Below are 26442 nucleotides of genomic sequence, written 5' to 3'. Positions count from 1 at the left end.
GTTGGAACAATGCCGGGGTAAAACCCTTGGTCCTATCTAAAGAATTACACTGCTGAGGAATCTGCTCTATATATGAGCATAAGAAGTTGAAGTCACTGAAGGAGGTAGATCATGAATACTTCACTCCGCAGCCCGCTGATCTATACGTTGTTTGTGTTGCCGGCACTGATCTTGTTTATCATGTTTTTCCTGTATCCTATCGGCAGTTCACTCTATTACAGTCTGACCAGTTGGAACGGTGTATCCGCAGAGCCGCGTTTTGTGGGACTGTCCAACTATGCAAAAGCATTGACAGATGAACGTTTTTGGATTTCAACTCGCAATAACGGTTTCTTTATCGCATTTTCTGTTTTGATCCAGGTGCCTCTCATTGTGCTGTTTTCCCTGCTCATTGCGAATGTAAAGAAATTGAAGGGATTGTACAAAACAGCCGTCTTTTTGCCGTCTATTATGTCTACGGCCGTCATCGGTATTCTGTGGGGATTCATCTATGAGCCTAACATCGGCCTGTTGAATCAGTTACTTGAAACCGTAGGTATTTCCCCGGTTTATTGGCTTTCCGATAATCGGTTCGCAATGATATCCATTCTCGTAACCAATGCTTGGCAGTGGACGGGATTCTATATTGTCATGGTTTTGGCGGCCATTCTGGCTATTCCCAAGGATCTGGATGAAGCGGCAGCCATCGATGGAGCAACAGCCGTACAAAGAGCATTCAAAATTACATTGCCACTTATCAGACCTATCATTTCCGTCGTCATCATGTTATCCATTGCCGGGGCGATGAAAGCAGCTGATATTGTTCTGGTTATGACCAAAGGTGGACCTGCAGGCTCTACCGAAGTACTTGCCACGTATATGATCAAATACGCGATTACCAATTTTAAATACGGTTATGGCAATACGATTGCGGTTCTGATCTTTGCTCTGACGCTTGTGCTCACCGCGGTATATCAGTTGCTGGTGGCGAGACGCAACGAAAGGGTGGAATATTGATGGTAAAGAACATAAAAGGCAGTATACCTCATGTTTTGTTAATGTTGTATCTACTTGCGATTCTGTTTCCCTTTTTATTCGTAATCTTTTCTTCATTCAAGCAGGATAACAACGAAATTGCATTGAATCCGTTCGGTCTGCCCTCCACTTGGGTGTTTAATAACTACGTGGAGGCTTGGGTAAATGCCAAGATTGGTACGTATTTCTGGAACAGTATGTACATTTCGGTCTTGTCCTCAGTCGGAACGATTGTGCTTGGTGCCATGTTTGCTTTTGCTATAACGCGGATGAGACACCGCAAATGGAGCATGTTACTGTACAGCCTCATTCTGGCGGGCATGCTGATTCCAAACAATGCGCTCATGCTGCCGATTTATTTGCTTGTCCGCAAGCTCGGCATTTTGGATACTCATTTGGCGCTGATCATTCCTTATGTTGCGAATGCAATTCCGTTCACGATTATTATTTTGGCTGCTTTTATGCGGTCGCTCCCTGGAGAAATTGAGGAAGCCGCGGTTATGGATGGGTTGAGGGCTCCGGGTATCTTTGCTAGAATAGTGATACCCCTTACAGTTCCAGCCATTGTTACGGTGTTTATCGTGAATTTCCTCGGCAACTGGAACGAATTTTTACTCGCCAACTATTTCTTATCCACCGATAAACTGCGTACACTGCCTGTCGGCATGGTCCAGTTTCGTGATCAGTATCAAATGAACTATGCCCAGATGTCAGCAGGCATTGTATACAGTGTTGTACCGGTTGTTGTAATCTACGCCATATTGCAGGAGAAAATCATTGAAGGCGTAACGGCAGGTAGTGTTAAAGGTTAATTAACGATGCGTTATATAGGGAGAACGGGAAATGAACTTGCGGATGAAGCTGGCCATGGCCTTTCTGTTGCTCATCATTGTACCGATGTGCACGCTTGGAATCGGCATGTTCTTGGTCACATCACATACGATTGAGAAAAAATACAATCAGCAGTCTGAATATGCACTCCAGGCGATTAGCTATAATATCGAGAATGTTTTTCAGCAGATCAACAATGTCACGGACAATGGCATTGCCACTTCGGTATTCCAGATGGCTTTGAACGCCAAAGATCCGAGCAAACAGGATCTTGGAATCGGTAATCAATTGTCGCTGAATGCCAGCCAGCGTAATTTCCGTTCCCTTTTATACAACTACCCGTTCATTAGTTATGCCTTCTTGTATGATTTGCGTCCGCGTTCGTCTCAGGATAACCAGATAGTTTCTATATTTACGAAAGAAAATTTTCAAGCTCTTCCTTTTCAACAATTTAAAGTTCATCCAATGTTCAAAGAAATCCAGGAACTCAACGGCGTGCCCAAATGGCTGGCCCCTCTGGAATATCCTGAACTGACGGGCGTAGAGCCTGTCTTTACTCAGATTCGGTTAGTCAAGGAACTCAGTTATTTTCAGAATATTGGGGTCCTTGTCGTTCAGATTAAAAAAGGGGAGATGGACCGCATCTTCCGCCATTTGCAAGTAAGTGATCCTGCACAGGAAACTTCGTTCCTACTGATCAACGAAGAGGGTCTGATCGTATACGATCCTTCCGGACGTTACAGCGGAGAGAAGATGGAAAATCTGGGTGTGCGATCTGGAATTTACGGACCGGGGTTCAGCAGCACCAGAGCAGTGTTCGATGGCAGTGAAAGCATCATTTCACAATATCATCTGAAAAACTATAACTGGAGCCTGGTCAGTGTCGCTTCATGGGAAGCATTATCGGCAGAGACGAATGTGTTCGCAGGCTGGTCGATTATTATCATTCTGCTGTGTCTGCTTGCTGCGATGGTTTTCAATGTGTTCTTCATGAACCGGATTACCGGCAATATTGCGGTACTCGTGCGATTCATGAGGCGTGTAGATGACGGGGATTTTAATGCCCGAGTCGAAGGAAGTGGCTTTGACGAGATGCAATTACTCGCCCAAGGGTTCAATGAATTGCTGGATCGGATCGGAGGTCTGTTCCGACGTGTGCGTGCTGAGCAGGAACAGAAGGCCAAGGCAGAACTGCGTGTGCTTCAAGCCCAGATCAAACCTCATTTTCTATTTAATACGCTGGAATCCATTAACGGACTAGCCATGAGGGGAGAAGGGCGTAAAGTAAGTGAAATGGTGACACGTCTTGGCAATATGCTGCGCATCAGTATTCAGGATCAGGAGGAGATTTCGCTCAGTGAGGAGTTAAGGCACTTGCAGAGTTATCTTGAGATCCAGCATTACAGGTTCAGTGATTTGTTCCGGTATGAAATCGATATTCCATCTCATCTATACACTTCATCTGTGCTCAAACTTACCCTCCAACCTCTTGTGGAAAATAGTATTCAGCACGGGTTCGAGGGAATTGAATATCAGGGTGTACTTCGGATCAGTGCATTTGTGGAACGAAATAACCTGGTGCTGCGAGTTGAGGATAATGGGATCGGTATTCCCCAGGAAATGTTGGCCCGATTCGAATACATGGCAGAAGACCCACCTGAATACATCATGGCTGAGGGAACGAAGCCACTGTCTTCAATGGCAGAGCGTCGAGGGCTGGGTTTAAGAAGTGTTGCAGATCGGATAAGGATTCAATATGGGGCCGGATACGGGGTGTTTATATGTTCATCTCCGGGACATGGTACCATCATTCAATGTATTATTCCACAATATGAGCAGGGGGAAGATGAATGAATCTAACCGCGTTGCTGGTTGACGATGAGCTGCCGATTTTGGAGAATTTGAGTTTTATTTTGCCATGGGAAGACATGGGCATTGAAATTGTGGGTACGGCTAGAAGCGGGTCAGAAGCACTGGACAAAGTTGCAGAATGCCACCCTGACATCATGTTATGTGATATTCGTATGCCCTCCATGGATGGTCTGGAACTGATTCGAATATTGAGGGAACAAGGTGAAACTTGTGAGATTATTTTGCTGACAGGATATCAGCAGTTCGAGTATGCCCGTACGGCCATCCGTTACAATGTCCATGAATACATATGCAAGCCAATCGATTACCTGGATCTGGAACATAAATTGCGTGAGCTTGCTAGTCAGATTCAGAAGAAACGGTTGGAAGTGGAGGCTGAACGTCACCGCAAATCTGAGATGGAAGTATGGGTAAAGCACAAACATATCATTGACCTGATGCGAAAAGAGGAAGATTCGTTATTTTCTTTTCCTCCTTCTTCCCCGGAACAACATGCATCCTCGTTACGGTATATCCTGCTGCTTATCGATGTTTCGGGGTATTTTAAGCATTCGATCGGATGGTCTGGGACCCGGCACCAAAGCTGGCATGGAATGTTCCGTTCTAGGCTTAGGGAAATTACAGACCGGATCTGTGAAGGAACTCTGCTGATTTCGGCCCGTAAGGGAGAATGGTGCATGTTGGTGGAGGCATCAGATGAATGGAGACTGCGGGCAGATGCATTGGCTCAACAGGTTCAGATGGAATTAGATGCGACATTTGAGCCCGGTTCAGGTATGAAGACAAGGGTCATTCAGGATGTTATGCCTGTGAAACTGGATGATCAGATGGCTGAGCGATACCGGCACTGTCAGCGTTTGCTGATCATGAATGATTCTAATCAGCGCAGCGATGAGTTGGGAAAAGATTCTGCTGAGCATTCCATCATGTCAACCAAAGAACCTTCCAGAAGGGCAACGATGTGGATTACAAAAGAGGATTTGGACTTGATCACTCGCTGGATCAGACAGGGAAATAAACAGGGATTGATTGACCTGCTCGTTATGCTGAAACATCGGATGAGCGAGCATAAGAGTGCGCTGGAGGGCGTAGCCGAAAACAGCCTGCGTTTTCTGCTTGTACATATGCTTCGTGAATTGCGCGAAGTACATGTCATGGCTGAACAAGACGAAATGCATTTCTGGAGTGCATTGCATTCAGCAACCTCCATCAAGGAATTAATCGAATTGGCGGAGGCACTTGCTTATGTTTGTCATGATAAGAAAAGCGTACCTCGCCCTTCTGTTTCTGAGCTGATCAGTTCTGCGTGCGAGTATATGAACGCCAGACTGGAATGTGATCTGGGTATTGATGAGGTAGCTGATTGGCTGGGCATCAGTCCGGGTTACTTTTGTCAGCTTTTCAAAAACCAGATGGGCGTAACCTTTGTTGAATATATGACCCATAAGCGGATGGAGAGCGCAGCCTTATTATTAAGTACAACGGAATGGAGTATTACAGCCATTGGAGAAGCAACGGGGTATAAGGAGCGGCGATATTTCTCCAAAGTGTTCCATAAACATTTTCACATGAAACCATCAGAATTCAGGTCAAACCAAAGAGCAGGTTCATAATGGGGAGGAAAGCATGCGTATGAATTCGATCGATCAGCTTTCGTTGGAACAGCGGGTAGGACAGATGTTTATGTGTGGATTCCATGGACAGCATGCGGATGAACAGGTCAATCGACTGATCCGTGATTATCATGTCGGAGGCGTCATTTATTTCAGACGGAATGTTGAAAGTGTAGACCAAATCAATCGACTGTCTGCCGACTTGCAAGCAATTGCCGCTGAAGCCGGGGATTTACCTCTGATGATCTCCGTGGATCAGGAGGGCGGGATGGTGGCCCGGATTGATAAAGAGGGAGTGACCCAGGTACCTGGAAACATGGCGCTTGGAGCAACGGGTAATCCGGACTATACCCTTGAATGCGCACAGATTCTAGGTCAAGAGTTAAAAAGCATCGGTATCGATATGAACCTCGCCCCAGTATTGGATGTGAATAATAACGTTCTTAACCCGGTCATCGGTGTGCGCTCCTATGGCGAGAATGCGGAGAGCGTAGCTTCTCACGGTGCAGCAGCCATCAAAGGATATCAATCCCGAGGCGTTGCTGCAACAGCCAAACATTTTCCCGGACATGGAGATACAGCGGTGGATTCACATCTCGGTATGGTCACTGTACCTCATGAACGTAACAGGCTGGATCAGGTGGAACTTCTGCCGTTTCATCGCGCTATTGAGGCCGGAGTGGATGCCATCATGACTGCTCACGTCATCTTCCCGGCGATTGAACCGGAGCCGATTCCAGCTACATTGTCCCGTAAAGTGTTGACGGGGCTGTTACGCGAGGAAATGGGCTTTGACGGCATTATTATTACAGACTGTCTGGAAATGCATGCGATATCCAAGCCATATGGTGTGGCCGAAGCAGCCATTCGTGCTGTGGAGGCAGGTGCTGATCTAATTCTGGTCAGTCACACACTGCAAGATCAAATCTCTGCTGTGGAAGCTGTTGTGGAAGCCGTTCGTACTGGACGAGTGGATGAAGCCACCATTAACCAGGCATTGGAACGTATTATTTCATGGAAGGCAGCGCGTTGTGGTCAGTGGGAGCATACGTTTGTCTCCATGGAAAAGGATGATGCTGTATCGGATGGATCTGATGAGGATGGGATCATGTTCTCAACAAAAGAGAAAGATGAATCATCAAGATCGTTGGCCTCCATCGAATCCACGTTGGATGAGATTGCCTCCAATAGCATTACTGTGGTTCAGAATGATGGGTTGCTTCCCTTAGACCCTGAGAAGAATGTCTATGTCATCTGGCCTGAAGTTGTGCAACGGACAGAAGTGGATGAACCATGGTCTCACACAGATTCACTTGGCGTGGCGTTATCGCAGCTTAGAGCCGGAGTTCGGGAGCACAAAATAACGACACAGCCGTCTTATGATGAAGCGGACGAGATACTGAAGAATGTGACGGAGGAAGATCAAATCATCGTATGTACTTACACTTCCGCAGGCCATCTTCCGAAAGGGCAACATCATTTGGTTCAAAAACTTAGTGAAAAGTACTCCCTGATTGTAGTTGCTCTGCGTAATCCATATGATCTATTGGAGATTCCGACGCCGGGAAGTTATATATGTACGTACGAGAACACTCCTGCAGTGGTTCGTGCTTTGTCTCTCGTCTTAACAGGTGAATTGCAGCCAACAGGACGCTTGCCTGTCAGTTTGCGTTAGCAAATTCTAAATCTCTAAATCTCTCTGTGGCATGGTGCTTATTCAACCATGTCTTGGAGGGATTTTTTTATTGTGATTTGCGGCAGATTTTAATACAGATTGCACTCCAAGTCGAACGTGTAATAGATAACTATTTTCATAGTATTTTCGCTCTATTAAATGTTTACAATTCTTATCAAATATTTTTAGCAACTTTTCCCGGTAGTAAGCGTCTAATAGTATGACTTTTTGAGGGGGATATTTATAAAATGGGAGCAGAAGGAGCCAAAGACAAAGAATGAATTTGAAGAAGAAATTATCCATACTTACCGCTTTAGCTGTATTCCAAGCGTTTGCAGCGATTCCAGCGAATGCACTAGCAGCCGATCAAAGTGATACAACAACAACAAATACAGCCAATGTTAAATCCGTGGAGGTTGTGAAGAAAGAACAAACGATCGCGGAATCGGATGTAAAGTCCGGGTCAGATTCAAAACAGTCTGATAATAATGCAGTCGAAGGAACAAACCCGGTAACAGATGAACCTACAGGTACAGATGTTACTCCGGTTGACCCTAATACAGACCCTGCTGATGAAGAGGATGCAGGCGAGGAAACAACAGTTCCAACGGCTCCAGTTGAAGTTGAGCAACCATCTACAAGCGGTCAATCTATAGCCGGAAGTAAGGGCGGAGATCTGACACTTTATATGAACAGCAACAAAATGGTGCAAGACGGCAAAACATATCTTGCCGGACAGCCGATGGCTGTTAAAAATGGAGTATCTTATGTAGCGATCCGCGCACTGGTTGATCGGGTTGGTTATGAAGTGAAATATGACAATACAACCAAAGAAACCATTATTATTAGCGGCGAAGATGAACTTCGCTTCAAAACGAATAGTAGCGTTTACACCGTTAACGGTGAATCGAGAACGATGAAAGGCCCTGCCTATCAACAAAAAAATACGTTCATGGTGCCACTGACGTCGATTACTCAGGCACTTAACATTACTTATAAAGTTAATCAGTCTGCCAAGACTGTTATACTGAACCTGAATTCCAAACCGGTAGCCAGCTTCACGGTACAAAAAGAGATTTTTGTAGGAGACACGGTAACATACAACACTAAATCGAGCTCTCCCAAGGGACTGGACATCGTGGATGAGCGTTGGACTGGCCGTCAGGATTCGTTTGACCAACCAGGTACATATACGGTAACGTATGCTGTCCAGGATTCGAGCGGACAATGGAGTGCCCCGTACGCTGTAACGATTCAGGTACAAAAACTAAATCTTCCTCCTGTAGCGATGTTTACGACAGACAAGGAAGAGTACAAAATGGGTGAAAAGATCACGTACATTGATCAAAGCACCGATGATGAAAATGCCATTGTGAAAACTGAATGGGAAAACAATGCTCTGGCATTCTTTGTTCCGGGACCTAAGAGTGTAACAATTACCGTTACGGACAAACATGGTGCTAGTAACAGCTATACCAAGACGGTTAACATCACAGGTGAAACGCTGTACACCATGTCTGATTTTAATCAGTTGTTTACACCAGTAGGTGAGAAGTTCAGCTTCGATGGTAGTGGGGTACCATCGATGGAGAAAATACCTTTCACTTATTACGACGAGCCAAGTTTGCTGATTCGTAGTAACAGCCCGGAAACCGTTAATACAGAAGGTATTGTTTATAAGGAATCTTCCTTTGGACAAACACGTTTCATGATTCACCATGTAAACAACACAGGTAAAAGCGTGAAAATGTATGTTGTTGCGACAAACAACAATGCGTATACAGCATCCATTGAACAGCAAAACATGGGTTTTGCAGGTCCATCACCAATAGCAACTGCGGCAGGTAAACTGTCCATTGATCGCTGGTTCAAGTCCATACAGAACGGTACTGGACAAAAGAAAGTGTACATCCAGCCTGGAGAGAGCAAGCTAATTCTGACCGATTTGAGTGTTCTTCCTATGAAACAGGGTCAAGTCATCTCCTTGTACTCGGATGTCTTCAGCGATTATGAACTGGATTACAACGTTATCATGATTGAAGAAAGCAAAGATCCGATGGCTGTATGGTCCACACTGCCTGTTCTGGATCGTGACGGTGTGCATAACCGGGGAACATACCCGAATGCAACCCGTATCATTACGTATGACCAAGAAGTAGGTTCGAAGCCTGCTCGTTTGCCGCTGGGGGATAATGCAAGTGACCCGAATTTGGTCGGGACAGATCCAATGGCGTACACAGATGCTTCCAACGCGGGTAACTTTGGCGTGCTGTACAAAATCACACTGAACAATGTGGCTCCACGCACATTGATCTCGTTCAACCCACGTGGTGGTAAATACTCGGGTGTAGCGCTCGTTAATGGAGAACTTGTTCAGATTTCGAACGGCAAATCCGTAAGCGCACCAAATGAACAAAGTGTACTCTATCGTACAGGTTCCTATGGTCAAAGTGTAACGATTCTGTTCTCCGCAGCACCGGGAAGTAATTTGCCGGTTAACCTGCTGTTCACACCTCTTCCGACAGAGAAGTAATTGTTTCACCTTTCACCAGGAACGGACGGTTTGGAGTGAAAGCTTATATGCTATAAATCCTGTCACCCCAAAAGTCGCCCGAAGGATTAAACATCTGAACCGTCAGAAAAGGACTCCATGTTCATGGGGTCCTTTTTAATTGTGACTGAAGCAGCGGCGGGCTCAGGTTCGTTCGTTGACTATGAACTTCATTTAAGGCATTATTAGTAGTATATAAATCAAGCATAAGTATCAGCATTTGCATAATTTGATTCCACAGGCTCACGGGTACAATACCTAGACGAATCAAACCATTTCGAACTAAGTATTGCTGAAAGGAATTCGCTCTTTGGATTTATGCAGAATGCTCGAATGACAGGAGGTGCATTAGATCATGCTGTCGACAGAACAGATTATTACTACCATGTCCTCGCAGGGGCTCCGCATTACGGATCAGCGGAAGACACTGGCCCGGTTATTTGCTGAATCCCCTGGGTATTTGACACCCAAGGACGTCTATGAATATATGGGTAAGACTTACAGCGGACTGAGTTTTGACACGGTGTACCGGAATTTGCGTGTCATGCAAGAATTGGGTGTGCTGGAGCAGGTCATCTTTGAAGATGGGGTGAAGTTCAGAGCACATTGTAGCGAGGATCACCATCACCATCATATGATTTGTCTGAAATGCCAGAAGACATATCCAATCGTTTTTTGCCCAATGCAGCTTGCAGATGCGCCTGAGCAATTCCAAGTTGTCGATCATAAATTTGAAGTTTTCGGGTACTGTAAGGACTGTGCCGAACATATGCCAGCCAAAGTGTCATCAGGACATCAGCACACTCACGGGAAGCACTGACGATGAAGTTATCTCGCAGACTGGTTCAGGCTCCCATTCGGGTGTATCGCAGCTATATCTCTCCATTGAAGCCGCCAACGTGTCGTTTCTATCCTACATGCTCGGCTTACGCGATGGAGGCGATTGAGGTGCATGGTGCGTTCAAAGGATCGCTGCTTGCGGCAAAACGTATTGCGAAATGCCATCCGTTTCATCCAGGCGGAGTGGATCTGGTACCACCGAAGGCTGAAAAGTCTGTCATGGTATCCGATTAACGATCTAATGGTCGTTTTTTGCCGGTTTGAGTTGATTTAAGATTGCTGTCCACTTGACAAAGGAGGCAGTATTTCAGTATATTTTTGGTATAATGATTTCCAGTGAAGGGATAAGTACAGACACACCGCCAGTGCAGAGAGCCGGATGAGCTGAGAACCGGTCTGGGAGGAGGATGGAATATGGTCCCGGAGGAACCTCTTTCGAGCGTGCAGACGTTGATTAGAACGGCTGTCGTAAGGCTGAGGCGTGATCCAGCGTTAATGGGCGGTCGAAGGACCGGCAGAGCCTGTGGTTTGTGAAAAGCACGGGGAATTTGGGTGGTAACACGTGAGAGCAACTCTCGTCCCATACAGGGACGGGAGTTTTTTGTGTTCTTTTTTAGACAAATGCAATGAAAAAGCACGACTATATGAAGGAGGAGAAGTCATCTATGGCTGATCAAAAAACATTTTATCTGACAACACCGATTTATTATCCGAGTGACAAACTGCATATCGGGCACGCGTACACGACTGTCGCGGGTGATGCCATGGTTCGATACAAACGTCTGCGTGGTTATGCTGCTCACTATCTGACAGGAACCGATGAACATGGGCAGAAGATTGAACGCAAGGCACAAGAGAAAGGGCAGTCACCGCAGGCTTTTATAGACGACATCGTTGTTGGCATCAAGGATCTGTGGAACAAACTGGACATTTCCAATGACGACTTCATTCGTACGACGGAAGAGCGCCACAAAACAGTGGTTCAGGATATCTTTGACCGTTTGTTGAAACAAGGGGATATCTACAAGGGTGAGTACGAAGGCTGGTACAGTATCCCGGATGAGACCTATTACACGGAAACCCAGCTGGTTGATGTGGAGAAGAATGACAAAGGCGAGATTATCTCGGCTAAAAGTCCGGATAGCGGGCATCCGGTGGAGCTGGTAAAAGAAGAATCCTACTTCTTCCGGATGAGTAAGTATGCTGATCGTTTGCTGAAATATTACGAAGAGAATCCGGGTTTTATTCAGCCGGAGTCCCGCAAAAATGAAATGATCAACAACTTCATCAAGCCAGGTCTGGAAGACTTGGCCGTATCTCGGACTACTTTCGAATGGGGCGTCAAAGTTAAAGGCGATCCGAAACACGTTGTATACGTATGGATTGATGCGTTGTCTAACTATATTACAGCTCTGGGCTATGGATCATCCGACGAATCGCTTTACAACAAATTCTGGCCTGCGGACGTGCATCTGGTAGGGAAAGAAATTGTTCGATTCCATACGATTTACTGGCCGATTATGCTGATGGCGTTGGACCTACCTTTACCGAAGAAAGTATTCGCTCACGGTTGGCTGTTGATGAAAGACGGCAAAATGTCCAAATCAAAGGGTAATGTCGTTGACCCGGTAACCTTGATTGACCGTTATGGTCTGGATGCACTGCGTTATTACCTGCTCCGTGAAGTTCCATTTGGTTCAGATGGTACATTTACTCCAGAAAGCTTTGTAGAACGTGTGAACTCCGACCTGGCAAATGACCTTGGAAACCTGTTGAACCGTACGGTAGCCATGGTGGACAAATATTTCGAAGGCAAAGCGCCTGAGTTTACTTCTGGTGTGACCGAATTTGATGCATCTCTTGAAGAAGCGGGTCTTGCTGCTGTGGAGAAAGTGGAGCAGGCAATGGAAAATCTGCAATTTTCCGTAGCGTTGACAGCGATCAGTCAGTTTGTTAGCCGCAGTAACAAATATATTGACGAGACTCAGCCTTGGGCTCTGGCTCGTGATGAAGCGAAACGCAACGAACTGGCATCGGTAATGTCGCATCTGATTGAAAGCTTGCGGATTGCTTCCATCCTCTTGCAACCGTTCCTAACACGTGCTCCGCGCAAAATCTGGGAACAACTCGGCATTCAGGAAGGTGAACTGACGGCTTGGGATTCAGCGAAGCAATGGGGCGTTATTCCGGCTGGTAACGCTTTGCAAAAGGGTGATCCGATCTTCCCACGTCTGGACTCTGAACAGGAGATTGCTTATATTGCTGAAGCGATGACTGGAGGCAAAAAAGCTGAAGCGCAGCCTGAGGCAGCTCAAGCTGATGCTGGAGGCTCTTCTGAAGCCGCTCAACCCGTCTCAGCACCAGAAGGCAAAGAAGAGATCGGTATTGATGATTTCGCCAAAGTGGAATTGCGTGTCGCTCAAGTTATTGCCTGTGAACCGGTCAAGAAAGCCGATAAATTGCTGAAGTTGCAGCTGGATCTGGGCTATGAGCAACGTCAGGTTGTATCGGGAATCGCGAAGTTTTATTCACCTGAAGATATGGTTGGACGCAAAGTCATCTGTGTTACGAACCTCAAGCCTGTGAAATTGCGCGGTGAACTGTCCCAGGGCATGATCCTGGCAGCATCCCATGGCGACCAGCTTACACTAGCAACGGTACCGGATAATATGCCTAATGGCGCACAAGTGAAATAGGACTTTGACCGTGTAACCAAGGATTTGATTTATATAGTTGTAATAGAAGGTGGCTCGATGAGAATCGGGTCACTTTTTATTTTGGGATGAAATCGGATCTGATGCGAAGAAAACAAGCATATACTGTTATGAACTCCGTGCTCAAGGAAAGAATGAATAGGACAGAGCGGCTTGACAAGTTCGAGCAAGTTACCTATAATTCTTTCAGTAATGTTTACGATTAAGAGATGCGGAGTGAATACTAGTGAAACTTTATAATGGAAGAAATCTAGACCAGGTAAACCAGACTCTAGCGACAGGTAGAAGAAGGCATATAAAATTGTTGCTAAGCGGTCTGCTTGTTCTTAGTTTACTCATATTGTCGGCATGCGGTCAGAATAATTCGGAGAGTGCCAAGCTGGTGGAAGGCAAAGTGAATGTGATTACGAGCTTCTATCCTGTCTATGCGTTTACTTCGACAATTGGTGGGGAAGATGCAAATGTCATTAATTTGCTGCCAACAGGTGTTGAACCACATGACTGGACGCCGAAGAGTCAAGATATTGTGAATACATCCAAAGCGCAGTTGTTTCTATACAATGGTGCAGGTCTGGAAGGATGGGTACCCAACTTTCTGAAGTCACTGAATAGCGATACCAAGGTGAAGTCAGTTGCAGTAAGTGAAGGGGTTACTCTATTGACTGCTGAAGGTGATGATGGACACGGTCATGGTGAAGAACAGGTGGATGAACATAGCGACGAACATGCAGATGAAGCTAACGCAGAGGACATTGCGAACCATCATGTGGACCCTCATACGTGGGTAAGTCCAAAATCGGCAATGGTAATGGCTGAGAATATTAAAAACAGCCTGGTTGAAGTAGACCCTGCACATAAAGAAGGATATGAACAACGCTACGAAGAGCTGCGGACCAAGCTGGAAACGTTGGATCAGCACTTTACGGATGAATTGTCCAACGTACCCAATAAGGAAATTGTCGTATCACACCAAGCCTTTGGGTATCTTGCACGTGATTATGGGTTGACCCAGCATGCTATTATGGGACTTTCTCCAGATGCGGAACCCACAGGTCAAGATATTGTGAAGTTGGCCAAGTTGGTGAAGGATGAAGGGATTAAATACATTTTCTTCGAAGAGCTGGTATCTGATAAACTGGCGAAAACCCTCGCCAATGAAGCGGGTGTAGAGACAATGGTCCTGAATCCGGTAGAAGGTTTAACCAAAGAACAGGCTACCAACGGGGATGATTATTTCACCCTAATGGAGAAAAATTTGCAAAATCTGCTGATCGCATTAAAATAAGATAGACTGAAGGATTCGTTTGCAATCCTTATATATAATGAAGGGCGGCTTTGCCATGCAGCAAATCATGCCATTGTGTCATGATCCAATTATAGAGATCGATAAATTATCATTTTCCTACGGCGACCAGCGAGTGATCGAAAATCTCGATTTTATGGTCCAGGAAAGGGATTTTGTCGGTATTATCGGTTCAAACGGGGCGGGCAAAACGACATTGCTGCGAATGCTGGTTGGACTCTTGCCTCCAGCTGAGGGAGATATCAAGCTATTCGGACAGTCGATCCGCCGATTCAAGGATTGGGAACGGATTGGTTATGTTCCGCAGAAGAATGCATTTAACCCATTGTTCCCTGCAACGGTACGGGAAGTCGTGATGTCTGGATTGTACAACAACAAGAATATGTTCCGCCGAATGTCCCGTAAATGTCAGCAGCAGTGCACAGATGCTATGCAAGTGATGCGGATTGAGGATTTGGCGAACAAACGGATCGGACAACTGTCCGGTGGACAGCAACAGCGTGTGTTTTTGGCACGGGCGCTTATTAATCACCCTGATCTGCTGATTCTGGATGAACCGACGGTAGGTATCGATGCCGAATCCCAGGCCAGCTTTTTTGAACTCATTACCCATATGCATGAACATCACCGGATGACATTCCTGATGGTTTCACATGATATGGACCGGATGGAGAGTTATCTCGGTTCCAAAGCTGCGGTGACGAACGGAAAAATTCATTTCCATGTCCGTCATTCCCATGAGGTGGAAGATTGTGACGAGACTAATTTGCAGCATACCACCACCCAGGTACGTTAGACGCGAGTGCAACCAGATTAGAGCAAGGCCGAAGGAGTCGTGTGTGTTTTGGAAATTTTAATGAGTGATTTTTTTCAGCGGGCGCTGGCGGGGGGATTGCTGATCGGCATCACCGCTCCGTTGATCGGATTGTTTTTGGTGCTGCGCCGTTTATCCATGATCGGGGATACCCTGTCTCATGTGACTATTGCCGGGGTTGCACTCGGATTCCTGATTGAAGTGTATCCGATTGCTGTGGGGCTTATTTTCGCCGTGCTCGCATCATTTGCAATAGAGAAACTGCGTAAGGCGTACAAGAGTTACGCCGAGTTATCGATCGCGATCATCATGTCCGGTGGAGTAGCGCTGGCTTCGTTGTTCTTCACGCTGGGCAAAGGTTATAATACAGATGTTATGAGTTACCTGTTCGGCAGTATTTATACACTGGACTCCACGGATTTGAAGCTGGTTGGTGTGGTAACGTTGATCGTGGTCGTCGTTGTAGCACTGTTACATAAGGAGTTTTTCCTACTCAGCTTTGAAGAGGATGCCGCAGCGGTTACCGGATTGCCTGTGAAATTGCTTAACATGCTGATTACGGTGATGACAGCCCTTGTCATTAGTACGGCGATCAAAATCGTGGGCGCATTGCTGGTATCGGCATTGCTTACCATTCCGGTAGCTGTAAGCTTGCTGATGGCACGAAGTTTCAAATCGGCGATTATATTATCCGTGGTCATTGGCGAAATTGCCGTGGTCATTGGACTGGTTGTGGCCGGGATCTGGAACCTTGCACCAGGAGCAACAATTGTACTTTTGCTTATCATGATGCTGATTCTTACGATGATTGGAAAAAAAGGGTTCCGAGCCTAAGTCTGAACGTGAGCAAGTGAGCCCCCAGGGAAGGGAGATATCCGCTTCATGCCTGATGTTAATGTGTGGCTGGCTTTTGTAGCAGGATTAGCTTCGTTTATATCGCCATGCTGTCTTCCGCTGTATCCATCGTATCTTTCCTATATTACGGGGATGACGGTACAACGGTTGAAGGATGAGCGCAATCAGCGTGAAGTTCGCTTCAAGACATTGACTCATACGCTGGCGTTTATTTTGGGCTTCTCGGCTGTGTTTTATTCGCTCGGACTGGGAGCCGGATTGTTTGGCCAATTTTTCAATGATAACCGTGATCTCATTCGTCAATTATCCGCGATCTTGATTATGTTAATGGGTTTATTCCTGCTTGGTTTGTTCAAACCTCAATTTCTGATGAAAGAGCGTAAGATGGACATGAAATGGAAACCAGCGGGTTACTTGGGCTCCTTTATTTTTGGCATTGGTTTCTCGGCAGGTTGGTCACCTTGTATTGGACCAATTTTGACTGCCATCATCGCGATGGCTGCGAGCGAACCAACAACCTGGTTGGCTTTGATTACGGGATACACAGCTGGATTTGCGTTACCGTTCTTCATTCTGGCTTTTTTCATCGGTTCTACACGATGGATCTTGCGTTATTCCAATATCATGATGAAAGCCGGGGGCGCATTAATGTTGTTCCTCGGGGTGCTGTTATTTACGGATCAGATGACGAAAATTACGATCTGGCTACAGCAAATTACACCAGACTGGATGATTATCTAGCGCAGCAACGAGGGTGTTTGTTTTACTCGAAGGTTATTTTAAATAAGAACAAAGCAGGCTACATGGAAACCAGAACGATTCTGGACTCATGTAACCTGCTTTTTTAATCAATAGCTCTTAATAAAAGTGTCTGGTCAACGCTTAGGTGAAGTAATCAATATTGGCCAGTGGGAAATGCTCAAAAATGCGCTCGGTAATAAACTCGCGCAGGGCATCCTGCTGATCATCCTTATACACATATTTGTACTGGCCCCAGCGGCCCCATTTCATTTTCCGCTTTTCGATATCCATCTCCAGCTTGGTTTTGGGGTATCGCTTCTCAATGGTGGCTTTTGCCGTTTTGGTAAAACGGTGCTGGATCATCTCAAAGGTTAGATCCTTGGTCGCTTCTTCGGGAAGTGTATCGGCAAGCTTTTGTAAAAGCTCGCTATATCCTTCTTCCCATCCGTCGTACCACATAATTGGGGCAATAATGAATCCGAGCGGGTATCCCGCATGAGCTATTTTACCTGCGGCTTCAATTCGCTCTTCAAACCGTGAGGTGGCTGGTTCAAAATTTTTGATTACATAATCGGAATTTACGCTAAATCGGATACGAGTGTGTCCGTTATGCTTGATGTTTAATAAAGGATCAACATGATGGTATTTGGTTACAAAGCGAAGTCGCCCGTGCTCCTCATCCGCCATAAAACGAATTAGGTCACCGAGATTTCCCGTAATATGCTCCAGACCTACGGGATCAGATGTACAGGCTGCTTCAAAACGGGTAAGTTCAGGTGCGCGCTCCTCAATGTATCCCTTGGCGGCCTGAATGATTTCTTCGGTGTTTACATAGACACGGACATAGGGCTTGGCCCCAAGAGTCGTTTGAAGATAACAATAATGACAGTGGCCCATACAGCCTGTTGAGATGGGAATGGCATATTCCGCCGAAGGCTTCGATTGGTCAAACTTGAGTGTTTTACGCACGCCGACGACAAGGGTACGCTTCGCCATTCGGTACTTTTCCTGTTCCGTTTCACCAGGGAGATTGGTAATTCGATTATGGGATGTCGTCATCTGATATGGGATATCCCTAGAGGTAACCCATTCCATAATTCGTTTACCTTTCTCATATTCCAGCGCACCGGGTTCAAAATACACCAAATCGGGAATAAAGGGTTTAGTGCCTTTTGCTTTGCGAACGGGTGGATGCGCTACACTTGTACTCACGAAATCACTCCTTTCAATACGGAACCTTGCTTAGTTTGCCTCGTTTCGGGATAAGTCACCCTTGCCAATACTTGCGTAATGGTGAAGGAAATCGAGCCCTGAGGAGTGTTTTATGGACTGTAAATAGTGAATGAATTGTGCAGGACTTGCCAATGCGTATTGATAACATGTATCATTATAAGATAGTGACCAGGCAAGAATATTGCCGGTCAGAGAGAAGAGAGGGAAGCAGATGCCAACGCCCAGTATGGAAGATTATTTGGAGCGTATATACAAATTAATTGATGAAAAGGGCTATGCTCGTGTGTCTGATATAGCTGAAGGTTTGGAAGTACATCCTTCATCGGTGACGAAGATGATCCAAAAGCTGGACAAAGACGAGTACCTGATCTATGAGAAGTACCGCGGGCTGGTGCTTACGCCAAAAGGCAAAAAGATGGGCAAACGGTTGATGGAGCGCCATCATCTGCTTGAACAATTTTTGACGACGATTGGTGTTCAGGAAGAAAATATTTACCAGGATGTTGAAGGAATTGAACACCATTTGAGTTGGGATTCCATTACCTGCATCGAATCTTTGGTTGAATATTTCCGCCAGGATGAGAATCGACTGCGTGATCTTAAAAGTATTCAGGATGTCATGAGCAATACAGAATCTTAAGGTTTTAAAGCCAGAATCACTTGAAAAATTACAATGAATATCTATTCAAAATCAGAGGATGCACCTGCCGCTAAAACGGTTGGAAGCGTCCTTTTGCTTTTTTTTGACCAAAATTTGGCGTTTATTCGCAACTTAACAATCATTAGGAGCGTCTATTAAACTAGCAGAATTTGCCGCGAATTTATAATTATTTTGGAGGATTGCACTGATGAAGCTTCGTAAAGGATTGATCCTGCTGCTCATTTTTGTTCTGGGTTTTCAAACATCAGGACTGACGGCGCAGGCAGCTAGTCAAAAGGAAATTGTTATTTATTTGGATGGTCAGCGTTTGGAGTCGGATGTATCACCTTACATTTTGCCCAAAGTAAATGTAACGATGGTCCCTCTGCGTGTTATTAGCGAAGGACTGGGTGCATCTGTACTTTGGTCACAGGCTACCCGCACAGTTACAATCAAGAAGTCCGATTCAGTCATTACGATGACAAGTGGACGCCAGCAGGCAACGGTGGATAGTACCGTGGTTGATCTTGATGCATCAGTAGAACTGAAACAAGGCCGCGTCATGGTACCGATTCGATTTGTCAGTGAGAACTTGGGAATCCAGGTCACCTGGAACCAGTCTGAGCAGACGATTAATCTGGCCACAGGCAATGCTCCCAATCCTACTCCAGTGACACCAGCAGAGCCTGGAGGCACGGGAACTACGCCAAATACGGATGAGATGCGAGGAGCCTGGATTTCGACTGTAAATGGAGACTGGCCTTCATCTAGTGCCAAAGGGAATGTAGAAAAACAAAAGTTGGAGTTCATTCAGCAGCTTGATACGTTGAAGGATATGGGGATCAATGCCGTATTTGTTCAAGTGCGAGCCAATGGGGATGCGATCTATCCATCAGGTCTTGTACCGTGGAATAGCGTGCTGACAGGTACACAGGGGAAAGATCCCGGGTATGATCCACTTGCATTTATGATCGAGGAAGCTCACAAGCGTGGTCTTGAGTTCCATGCTTGGTTCAACCCGTTCCGGGCTACTAACTCCGCAACGACAACCGGTCTTGCTGCCAATCATGTATCCAAGCTTCACCCGGACTGGATTGTTAACGCATCAGGCAAACTGTATATTAATCCAGGCATTCCGGAAGCGAGACAGCATATTATTGATTCCATCATGGAAGTGGTTAATCAGTATGATGTTGATGGCGTACATTTGGATGATTACTTCTATCCTTCCAATGTAACGTTTAATGATGATGCGACTTTCAAAGCATACAACACATTGAATACGAGTGACCGTGCAGAATGGCGCCGGGAAAATATCAATCAATTCGTCAAGCAGCTCGGAGAGAGCATCCACAAGGTGAAAGCTGGCGTTGAATATGGCATTAGCCCATTTGGTGTATGGCGTAACAAATCAGTTGATATGACAGGTTCTGATACAAAAGCCGGAGTAACCGCTTATGACAGCATGAATGCAGATGTGCGGACTTGGATCAAGCAGGAGTGGATTGACTATGTTGCACCCCAAGTGTACTGGAGCATGACACTAAGTGCAGCACGATATGACAAGGTGGTTGACTGGTGGGCCAATGAAGTGGCAAATACCGATGTGAAATTGTATATTGGTCACTCTCCTTATAAGCTGGGCACACCGGAAATCGGGTGGCAGACATCCCAGGAGATCATTGATCAGCTTATATATAATGAGAAATATGATACGGTGAAAGGGGATATTTTCTTCAGTTCACAGTACTTGACGAAAAATCCGCTCGGCTTGATCGCCAAATTAAAAGCCTATTATGGACTGTAAAACATTTTAACGTAATATGACCAACCCCTGTTCTCATACAGTGGCAGTAGTAGCATGGACTGCCTGGAGAACGGGGGTTTTATTGTGTTGATTAATGGAGTATTTGAAGGTGGCGGTGTAAAGGGGATTTCGCTTGCCGGCGCCGTAAAGGGTGCAGAAGATCACGGTGTTGAGTTCAATCGCGTAGCGGGCACGTCCTCGGGTTCCATCGTAGCCGCTTTGCTGGCGGCTGGCTATTCGGCGGAAGAGATGAAAGGCATTATCGAGAATACGCCGTTTGCTTCGTTACTGCGACGTTCCCCCATATTTGATACCAAGTGGATCGGACCCGCAGCAAGGCTGTTTTTGAAGAAAGGTCTATATTCTGGGGAAGCGCTGGAATGCTGGATTCGGGATATGCTGAAAAAAAAGGGAGTTCGGACGTTTGCTGATCTGCCTCCAGGTAAGTTGCTAATCATTGCATCCGACATTTCCAACGGCACTATTTTGGTGCTTCCAGACGATATCAAACGATTCGGAATTGAACCTTCGAAACTGGAAGTAGCCAAGGCTGTACGTATGAGCTGCAGTATCCCCTATTTCTTCGACCCGGTTGCCATTCGCAGATCCCCGATCCTGTCCAAAGGATTACGTTTTGCGGACCAGTTTGTTTACATCGTCGATGGAGCATTGCTGAGCAATTTTCCGCTCTGGCTGTTTGATGGAGAGCGTACAGAACGTGGAGGAGATCTCATCCCTGTAGTCGGTTTTAAAATGGTTGGCAAAACCGAAGGAGAGCCAGCTAGAATCAGAGGACCTCTAAGTATGCTTCAGGCATTGGTTGAAACGATGCTAACTGCTCATGATGAGCGATATATCGAACAGGTTAATCGATTCCGTACTGTGAAAATTCCTACCCTTGGGATTAAACCGACAGAATTTCACCTTTCTGTACAGGACAGTACAGCATTATATCAATCTGGGGTCACCGCCGGTACTGAATTTTTCAGTGGATGGAATACCAAGATATATGGTGAGCAGCTGGACAAACAAAGACGAGAACTGAGAAAAAAACAAGCGGAAACACCACCGCTGACTCCTGTATAAAAATGAAAAAGCAATTCTCCGCATGTTTGGAGAATTGCTTTTCTGTGTGTTTCGCCGATATCAGCGCTTTAGTGATACTTAGGTACGTCTTCATCACTTTTACCCTTTTGACCCTGAATCACTTGGAAAGGATAATCCTTGCGTTTTTTGGAAGAACCGCTACTTTTTCGGGCACCAGACTGTGCATTAACTTTAGCCATGGTTTTAGCCGATGGTTTAATCTTCGGTGATGATGTCTTGCGTGCCCAACGGCGGGGCGGATATTTATAGAGCAGGAACACAACTCCGAACACGACGAGGGGGATGACAATTTGGGATAAACCTCCACTTCCCAGCCTAGTCAAGATTCCAATAGCAGCGAGTGCGATGAACGTCCAAAATATGATTGCCTGCTTCTTCATATCATTCACCCTTTCACAGGATCAAGTGTTGCAACAGGAACTTCCGACGTAGCCGATACGTTTGCGAGTTTGGCATCCAATTCACGCATACGGTTAAACGAAGCGATGGATACTTCTACCTGTTCATTCGTTGGCTCTTTAGTTGTCAGCAATTGCAGCCACAGCCCCGGATATCCGAGATAACGAAGTACAGGGATGTCACGTACCGAGTTGGTCATCTTCAACAATTCGAATGAAATACCGAGTACTACTGGCAACAACAGCAACCGCTGACCCATACGTTCCCAAAGGTTATCGTATGTGAAGAGCGAGTACAAAAATATGCCGATAATGACAGTCAACATAATAAAACTGCTTCCGCAACGATAATGCAGACGGCTATACTTCTGCACATTCTCTGGTGTAAGCTCTTCTCCGGCTTCATGAGCACTAATGACTTTATGTTCTGCACCATGGTATTGGAACAGACGTTTAATCATCGGTGTCTGGGAGATCAGCCACAGATAGGCAAGCAACAGAATCAGCTTAATTCCGCCTTCCAGTAAATTATGCAAAAACTGATTGTCGAATGCATTTTTGAACAGAAAATTCTCAATAACAACCGGCAACAATGTAAGCACAATTTTACCAAAAAGGAAAGAAAGGATAGCTACTGCGGTGACGCCGATAATCATGCTAAGGCTCCAACCTGAGCCTTCTTTTTCTTTTTGCTTTGCTTTTTCTTCAGGTTCCAGTTCATCATCAGCGTATGCGTCAGCAGAATAATTGAGATGTTTGCTTCCTTTGACGCTCGAATCTATAATGCTGACAATCCCGCGCAGTAGTGGAATCCGCCGCAATTTCATGACCCAGGACTTGTCTTGCTTGGGAACTTCCAGATACGTAATTTCGCCGTCTTTTCTTCGCACAGCTGTAACGTTGACATGTTTACCGCCGAACATTACGCCCTCAATGACAGCTTGCCCCCCGTAGCTGACAGGCTTGGATTGTTGAGGCAAATTATTCACCTTCCTATTCTGTTCTATACCTTCATGGTCGAAGGCAGCTTAATAACCCTATTGTATCGAATTTTGAGAGCAATTTCTAGTTTACGAGTCGATCTAAGGGCGATGTTGTTAACTTTGTCCTGATTTGTACATACTACCCGGTAGAGTTAGGACGAAAATGGAGATTTATTCGCAGTTTTGCAAACTGAACGTGAAGGAGAATATCGATGACAGAGCATACGAGTGAACGCACATCCCATAAGGAAAATCAGCGTGCTGACAAAGGAGAGCAGAAGGACCGGGGTAGACGTCCTACCCAGCGACAAGACCAGGCACATTATTTTACCAAGCCGTTCCCTTTTGCAGTGGAGCTAGGTTTTTTCGCAGGTTTTATCTGGGGAGGTTTGCATTGGCTGTTCTATCTGCTTCATTTTACGATTGTGCCATTGGGATTTTTGGCTGAACCGTTTTTTAAACATAATTTTATCTATACTGCAGCAGGGCATTTGACCGGCTGGCTGTTTTTTATTGTTTTTTCGGTTCTCGCTTCCCTGATTTACACGTTCACTTTGAAAAAATGGGAAGGCCCGCTTCCAGGCATGGGTTACGGGATTTTTTGGTGGCTCATTATCTTTGTCCTAGTAGGTCCAAAACTGGATATGGTGAAGCCCTTAAACCGTTTAACATGGGATTCAATCATTACAGAAATTTGTTTCTTTTTGCTGTGGGGACTGTTTATTGGCTACACAGTAGCCATGGAGTTCACCGATGAACGGAAACGTGAGCCAGAGCAAGCGGGAGCATAGCCGCAAAAAAGCTTCTCAATCCGGCAATGGCTGTGTTAAAATAGCAGATGGTTATTTGCAGAAAGGGTGGAGCAGCTATGAAACGGATTGTTGTAATCAATGGCCCGAACCTGAACATGCTCGGAGTACGTGAACCCGGCATCTATGGAACGCTTAGTCTGAAGGATATTGAGGATAAAATTCGCAGACAGGCGGAGGAGCTGGGCGTCTCCATCGCTTTTTATCAATCCAATCACGAAGGGGACATCATTGATCGAATTCATGCAGCGATGGGCGATGCAGACGGAATCATGCTGAATGCCGGAGCGCTGACCCATTACAGCTATGCTGTGCGTGATGCCATCAATGCCGTAAAAGTTCCTACAGTAGAAGTACATCTATCCAACATTCATGCACGCGAAGCGTTCAGACATCATTCAGTAATTGCTGCCGAAACAATCGGACAGATTGCCGGATTTGGCGAAGTAAGCTACGAACTGGGGCTGCTGGCTCTTGTGCGTCATCTGAACAAACAAACCTGAGCCGGGGACCCGGGAATGTGAGAGAAAGAAGGGTTACCGATGGAAAACAAACGAGTAAATAAGTTGCGTGAGGCCATGCATGAACATGAACTCACGGCTATGCTGATTACAAATCCGATTAACCGTCGTTACATGACGGGCTTTACAGGTTCAGCAGGATATGTGCTGATTACGGAACAGGAAGCTTATTTGCTTACCGATTTCCGTTACATGACACAGGCGCCGCAACAAGCCAAAGGATTCACCGTTGTGGAACATGGACCTAAACCGTTGGAATCCGTACGTGAATTGCTTGCATCGGCGAATATCAAACATGTTGGCTTTGAGCAGGATCATGTCACTTATGGCACACATACTGCTTATGCTGAAGCACTTCAGTCTATTGAATTGAAAGCTGTATCCGGTATAGTGGAGCAACTTCGCATGTTCAAGGACGAAGATGAGATCGCTGTAATGCAAAGAGCTGCGGATCTGGCAGATGCAACATTCAGTCACGTTTTGCAATTTGCAAAACCGGGTATGACTGAACGTGAAGTGGATTTGGAGATGGAGTTTTTCATGCGCAAACATGGAGCAACTTCCTCTTCGTTCGATACCATTGTGGCATCGGGTGAACGTTCTGCTATGCCTCACGGTGTAGCAAGTGGCAAAGTCATCGGACAAAATGAGTTAATTACATTTGACTTTGGTGCGCTTTTGGATGGATACTGTTCAGATCTGACACGTACCATCGCAACGGGCACACCTGTACCTGAACTGCGTAAAATTTACGATATCGTACTGGAAGCCCAGTTACATACGCTGGCGAACCTGAAACCGGGCATGACCGGACGGGAAGCAGATGCATTGGCACGTGATATCATTGCAGGGCACGGATACGGAGAGCAATTCGGACACAGCACGGGTCACGGTCTGGGTATGGAAGTCCATGAGGCTCCTCGTTTGTCCAAGCTTAGCGACGATGTATTGAAACCGGGCATGGTGGTAACCGTTGAACCGGGTATCTACATTGACGGCCTTGGCGGCGTGCGTATCGAGGATGACGTGGTGATTACCGAGACAGGTATTCACATTTTGACGAATTCGGACAAGAAGTTCACCGTAATTGGCTAAATTACAGCCAACGGTGATATAAGACGATTTTTAATTTATGCTTTTGAATGAAGTAAACATGGAATTACACAATAACGGAGAGGGCAGAAAAAACCTGAAGAAGCGAAGCGCTCGCCTTTATCCCCGGATTTCTCCCTATTAGGATAGGGATTAAAAGAAATCTGGGGATAACAGCGATCGGAAGGTTGTTCTGCCATCGTAGTGGTCTATGTAATATGACAGTTTGACTTGTTCAAACTTAAATTAACCCATCGTCTTATATCACCTACTTTTCAACCATATCAGGAGGGATTTTTTGTGATTTCAGTAAACGATTTTAAAACAGGCTTGACCGTACAAGTGGACAACGACATTTTCACTGTAATTGATTTCCAACATGTTAAACCAGGTAAAGGTGCTGCCTTCGTACGTTCCAAACTGAAAAACCTGCGCAACGGTAACACCGTTGAGAAAACATTCCGTGCAGGTGAAACCATTGGCCGTGCCATCATCGAAAACCGTGGCGTATCCTATCTGTATGCTAGTGGTACAGAGCACACGTTCATGGACAACGAAACATATGATCAGTTCACACTGACAAGTGACCAGTTGGAGTGGGAATTGAACTTCCTCAAAGAAAACATGAATGTAAAAATCGTTAGCTACCAAGGTGAAATCCTCGGAATCGACTTGCCTACAAGCGTTGAGTTGAAAGTTATCGAGACAGAGCCAAGCGTAAAAGGTAACACAGCACAAGGTGCTACTAAAAACGCAAAAGTTGAAACAGGCTTGAATGTACAAGTGCCATTGTTCATCAACGAAGGCGATGTTCTGTTGATCGATACTCGTGAAGGTAAATACTCTTCCCGCGCGTAACGTTCACATGGTGTAAGCTAAATAATGCGTTAATTCAACCCTTTGCCATTTCTATGGCAAAGGGTTTTTTCGAAAAAAGATTAGCCTATCAGACGCTTTCGTAATATACTGGGTTAAAGTCATTTTTCGGAGAGAATAATGACGGTGGACATCAATTATGCATACTGCACA

At 45.7% G+C, this 26442-nt stretch carries 23 protein-coding genes; 20 read left to right on the top strand and 3 right to left on the bottom strand.

Annotated features, from left to right (window positions below; genetic code table 11):
• Positions 1-111 precede the first annotated feature (111 nt).
• From AC4PM4_RS20920 to AC4PM4_RS20860, 13 genes are all read left to right on the top strand, one after another.
• Positions 112-996 carry a carbohydrate ABC transporter permease gene (locus tag AC4PM4_RS20920; protein WP_063565671.1) on the top strand — a complete coding sequence of 295 codons (885 nt, stop codon included), beginning with the start codon at positions 112-114 and terminating at the stop codon, positions 994-996.
• Positions 996-1826 carry a carbohydrate ABC transporter permease gene (locus tag AC4PM4_RS20915; protein WP_063565672.1) on the top strand — a complete coding sequence of 277 codons (831 nt, stop codon included), beginning with the start codon at positions 996-998 and terminating at the stop codon, positions 1824-1826. Before AC4PM4_RS20920 ends, AC4PM4_RS20915 begins: the two co-directional genes overlap by 1 nt.
• Before the next feature lie 31 nt (positions 1827-1857).
• Positions 1858-3699, top strand: coding sequence for a cache domain-containing sensor histidine kinase (locus tag AC4PM4_RS20910; protein WP_491614479.1), 1842 nt, complete (start codon positions 1858-1860; stop codon positions 3697-3699).
• Positions 3696-5330 (top strand): response regulator, encoded by a 1635-nt coding sequence (locus AC4PM4_RS20905; RefSeq protein ID WP_491614478.1) that lies wholly within the window; start codon positions 3696-3698, stop codon positions 5328-5330. The genes AC4PM4_RS20910 and AC4PM4_RS20905 overlap by 4 nt, the downstream gene beginning before the upstream one ends.
• A 13-nt stretch (positions 5331-5343) precedes the next feature.
• Entirely contained in the window at positions 5344-7005 is a 1662-nt protein-coding gene (gene nagZ / locus AC4PM4_RS20900) for a beta-N-acetylhexosaminidase (protein ID WP_090951533.1), read from the top strand.
• Between the two features lie 277 nt (positions 7006-7282).
• On the top strand, positions 7283-9538 hold the full coding sequence (locus AC4PM4_RS20895) for a stalk domain-containing protein (RefSeq protein WP_491614477.1): 2256 nt from the start codon (positions 7283-7285) through the stop codon (positions 9536-9538).
• A 373-nt stretch (positions 9539-9911) separates the two neighbouring features.
• Entirely contained in the window at positions 9912-10376 is a 465-nt protein-coding gene (locus tag AC4PM4_RS20890; RefSeq protein WP_064636708.1) for a Fur family transcriptional regulator, read from the top strand.
• A 2-nt stretch (positions 10377-10378) separates the two neighbouring features.
• A complete protein-coding gene (yidD, locus tag AC4PM4_RS20885) occupies positions 10379-10630 on the top strand; it encodes a membrane protein insertion efficiency factor YidD (RefSeq protein WP_024631022.1) in 252 nt (83 codons plus the stop codon).
• A gap of 392 nt (positions 10631-11022) precedes the next feature.
• On the top strand, positions 11023-13092 hold the full coding sequence (gene metG, locus AC4PM4_RS20880) for a methionine--tRNA ligase (protein ID WP_256338050.1): 2070 nt from the start codon (positions 11023-11025) through the stop codon (positions 13090-13092).
• Positions 13093-13411: 319 nt separating this feature from the next.
• Entirely contained in the window at positions 13412-14395 is a 984-nt protein-coding gene (locus AC4PM4_RS20875) for a metal ABC transporter solute-binding protein, Zn/Mn family (protein WP_269055211.1), read from the top strand.
• 37 nt (positions 14396-14432) lie between these two features.
• The gene (locus AC4PM4_RS20870; RefSeq protein ID WP_491614476.1) at positions 14433-15209 is read left to right on the top strand and encodes a metal ABC transporter ATP-binding protein; all 777 of its coding nucleotides are present in this window, start codon (positions 14433-14435) and stop codon (positions 15207-15209) included.
• Between the two features lie 48 nt (positions 15210-15257).
• Positions 15258-16061, top strand: coding sequence for a metal ABC transporter permease (locus tag AC4PM4_RS20865; RefSeq protein WP_063565681.1), 804 nt, complete (start codon positions 15258-15260; stop codon positions 16059-16061).
• 48 nt (positions 16062-16109) lie between these two features.
• Positions 16110-16823: a cytochrome c biogenesis CcdA family protein gene (locus tag AC4PM4_RS20860; protein WP_024631017.1), complete on the top strand. Its 714-nt coding sequence runs from the start codon at positions 16110-16112 to the stop codon at positions 16821-16823.
• A 141-nt stretch (positions 16824-16964) separates the two neighbouring features.
• Here the strand turns inward: AC4PM4_RS20860 and splB are convergent, their stop codons facing one another.
• The gene (gene splB / locus AC4PM4_RS20855) at positions 16965-18035 is read right to left on the bottom strand and encodes a spore photoproduct lyase (RefSeq protein WP_063565682.1); all 1071 of its coding nucleotides are present in this window, start codon (positions 18033-18035) and stop codon (positions 16965-16967) included.
• Between the two features lie 232 nt (positions 18036-18267).
• On the opposite strand from splB, the gene mntR reads away from it, so the two are divergent.
• The 3 genes from mntR (at position 18268) to AC4PM4_RS20840 (ending at position 21589) form a co-directional block, all read left to right on the top strand.
• Positions 18268-18696: a transcriptional regulator MntR gene (gene mntR, locus AC4PM4_RS20850; protein WP_063565683.1), complete on the top strand. Its 429-nt coding sequence runs from the start codon at positions 18268-18270 to the stop codon at positions 18694-18696.
• A gap of 208 nt (positions 18697-18904) precedes the next feature.
• Positions 18905-20503 carry a family 10 glycosylhydrolase gene (locus tag AC4PM4_RS20845; protein ID WP_491614474.1) on the top strand — a complete coding sequence of 533 codons (1599 nt, stop codon included), beginning with the start codon at positions 18905-18907 and terminating at the stop codon, positions 20501-20503.
• 84 nt (positions 20504-20587) lie between these two features.
• On the top strand, positions 20588-21589 hold the full coding sequence (locus tag AC4PM4_RS20840) for a patatin-like phospholipase family protein (RefSeq protein WP_079694120.1): 1002 nt from the start codon (positions 20588-20590) through the stop codon (positions 21587-21589).
• A gap of 68 nt (positions 21590-21657) precedes the next feature.
• Here the strand turns inward: AC4PM4_RS20840 and AC4PM4_RS20835 are convergent, their stop codons facing one another.
• Together AC4PM4_RS20835 and AC4PM4_RS20830 are read right to left on the bottom strand one after the other, a co-directional pair.
• Entirely contained in the window at positions 21658-21990 is a 333-nt protein-coding gene (locus AC4PM4_RS20835) for a hypothetical protein (RefSeq protein ID WP_269055216.1), read from the bottom strand.
• Between the two features lie 5 nt (positions 21991-21995).
• Positions 21996-22988 (bottom strand): DUF1385 domain-containing protein, encoded by a 993-nt coding sequence (locus tag AC4PM4_RS20830; protein WP_063565687.1) that lies wholly within the window; start codon positions 22986-22988, stop codon positions 21996-21998.
• A 215-nt stretch (positions 22989-23203) separates the two neighbouring features.
• Between AC4PM4_RS20830 and AC4PM4_RS20825 the strand changes: the two genes are divergently transcribed.
• The 4 genes from AC4PM4_RS20825 to efp all read left to right on the top strand — a co-directional run bounded on the left by AC4PM4_RS20825 (position 23204) and on the right by efp (position 26271).
• Positions 23204-23782 (top strand): YqhR family membrane protein, encoded by a 579-nt coding sequence (locus AC4PM4_RS20825; protein ID WP_063565688.1) that lies wholly within the window; start codon positions 23204-23206, stop codon positions 23780-23782.
• A gap of 77 nt (positions 23783-23859) precedes the next feature.
• Positions 23860-24303, top strand: a complete 444-nt coding sequence (gene aroQ, locus AC4PM4_RS20820; RefSeq protein ID WP_063565689.1) for a type II 3-dehydroquinate dehydratase — start codon at positions 23860-23862, stop codon at positions 24301-24303.
• Positions 24304-24342: 39 nt separating this feature from the next.
• Positions 24343-25416, top strand: coding sequence for a M24 family metallopeptidase (locus AC4PM4_RS20815; protein ID WP_491614473.1), 1074 nt, complete (start codon positions 24343-24345; stop codon positions 25414-25416).
• Positions 25417-25713: 297 nt separating this feature from the next.
• The gene (efp, locus tag AC4PM4_RS20810; RefSeq protein ID WP_053784402.1) at positions 25714-26271 is read left to right on the top strand and encodes an elongation factor P; all 558 of its coding nucleotides are present in this window, start codon (positions 25714-25716) and stop codon (positions 26269-26271) included.
• The last annotated feature ends 171 nt before the right edge of the window (positions 26272-26442 follow it).

Source organism: Paenibacillus sp. MDV22-iso6 (genome assembly GCF_058408365.1).
This window is presented reverse-complemented; position numbering and strand designations above follow the sequence as displayed.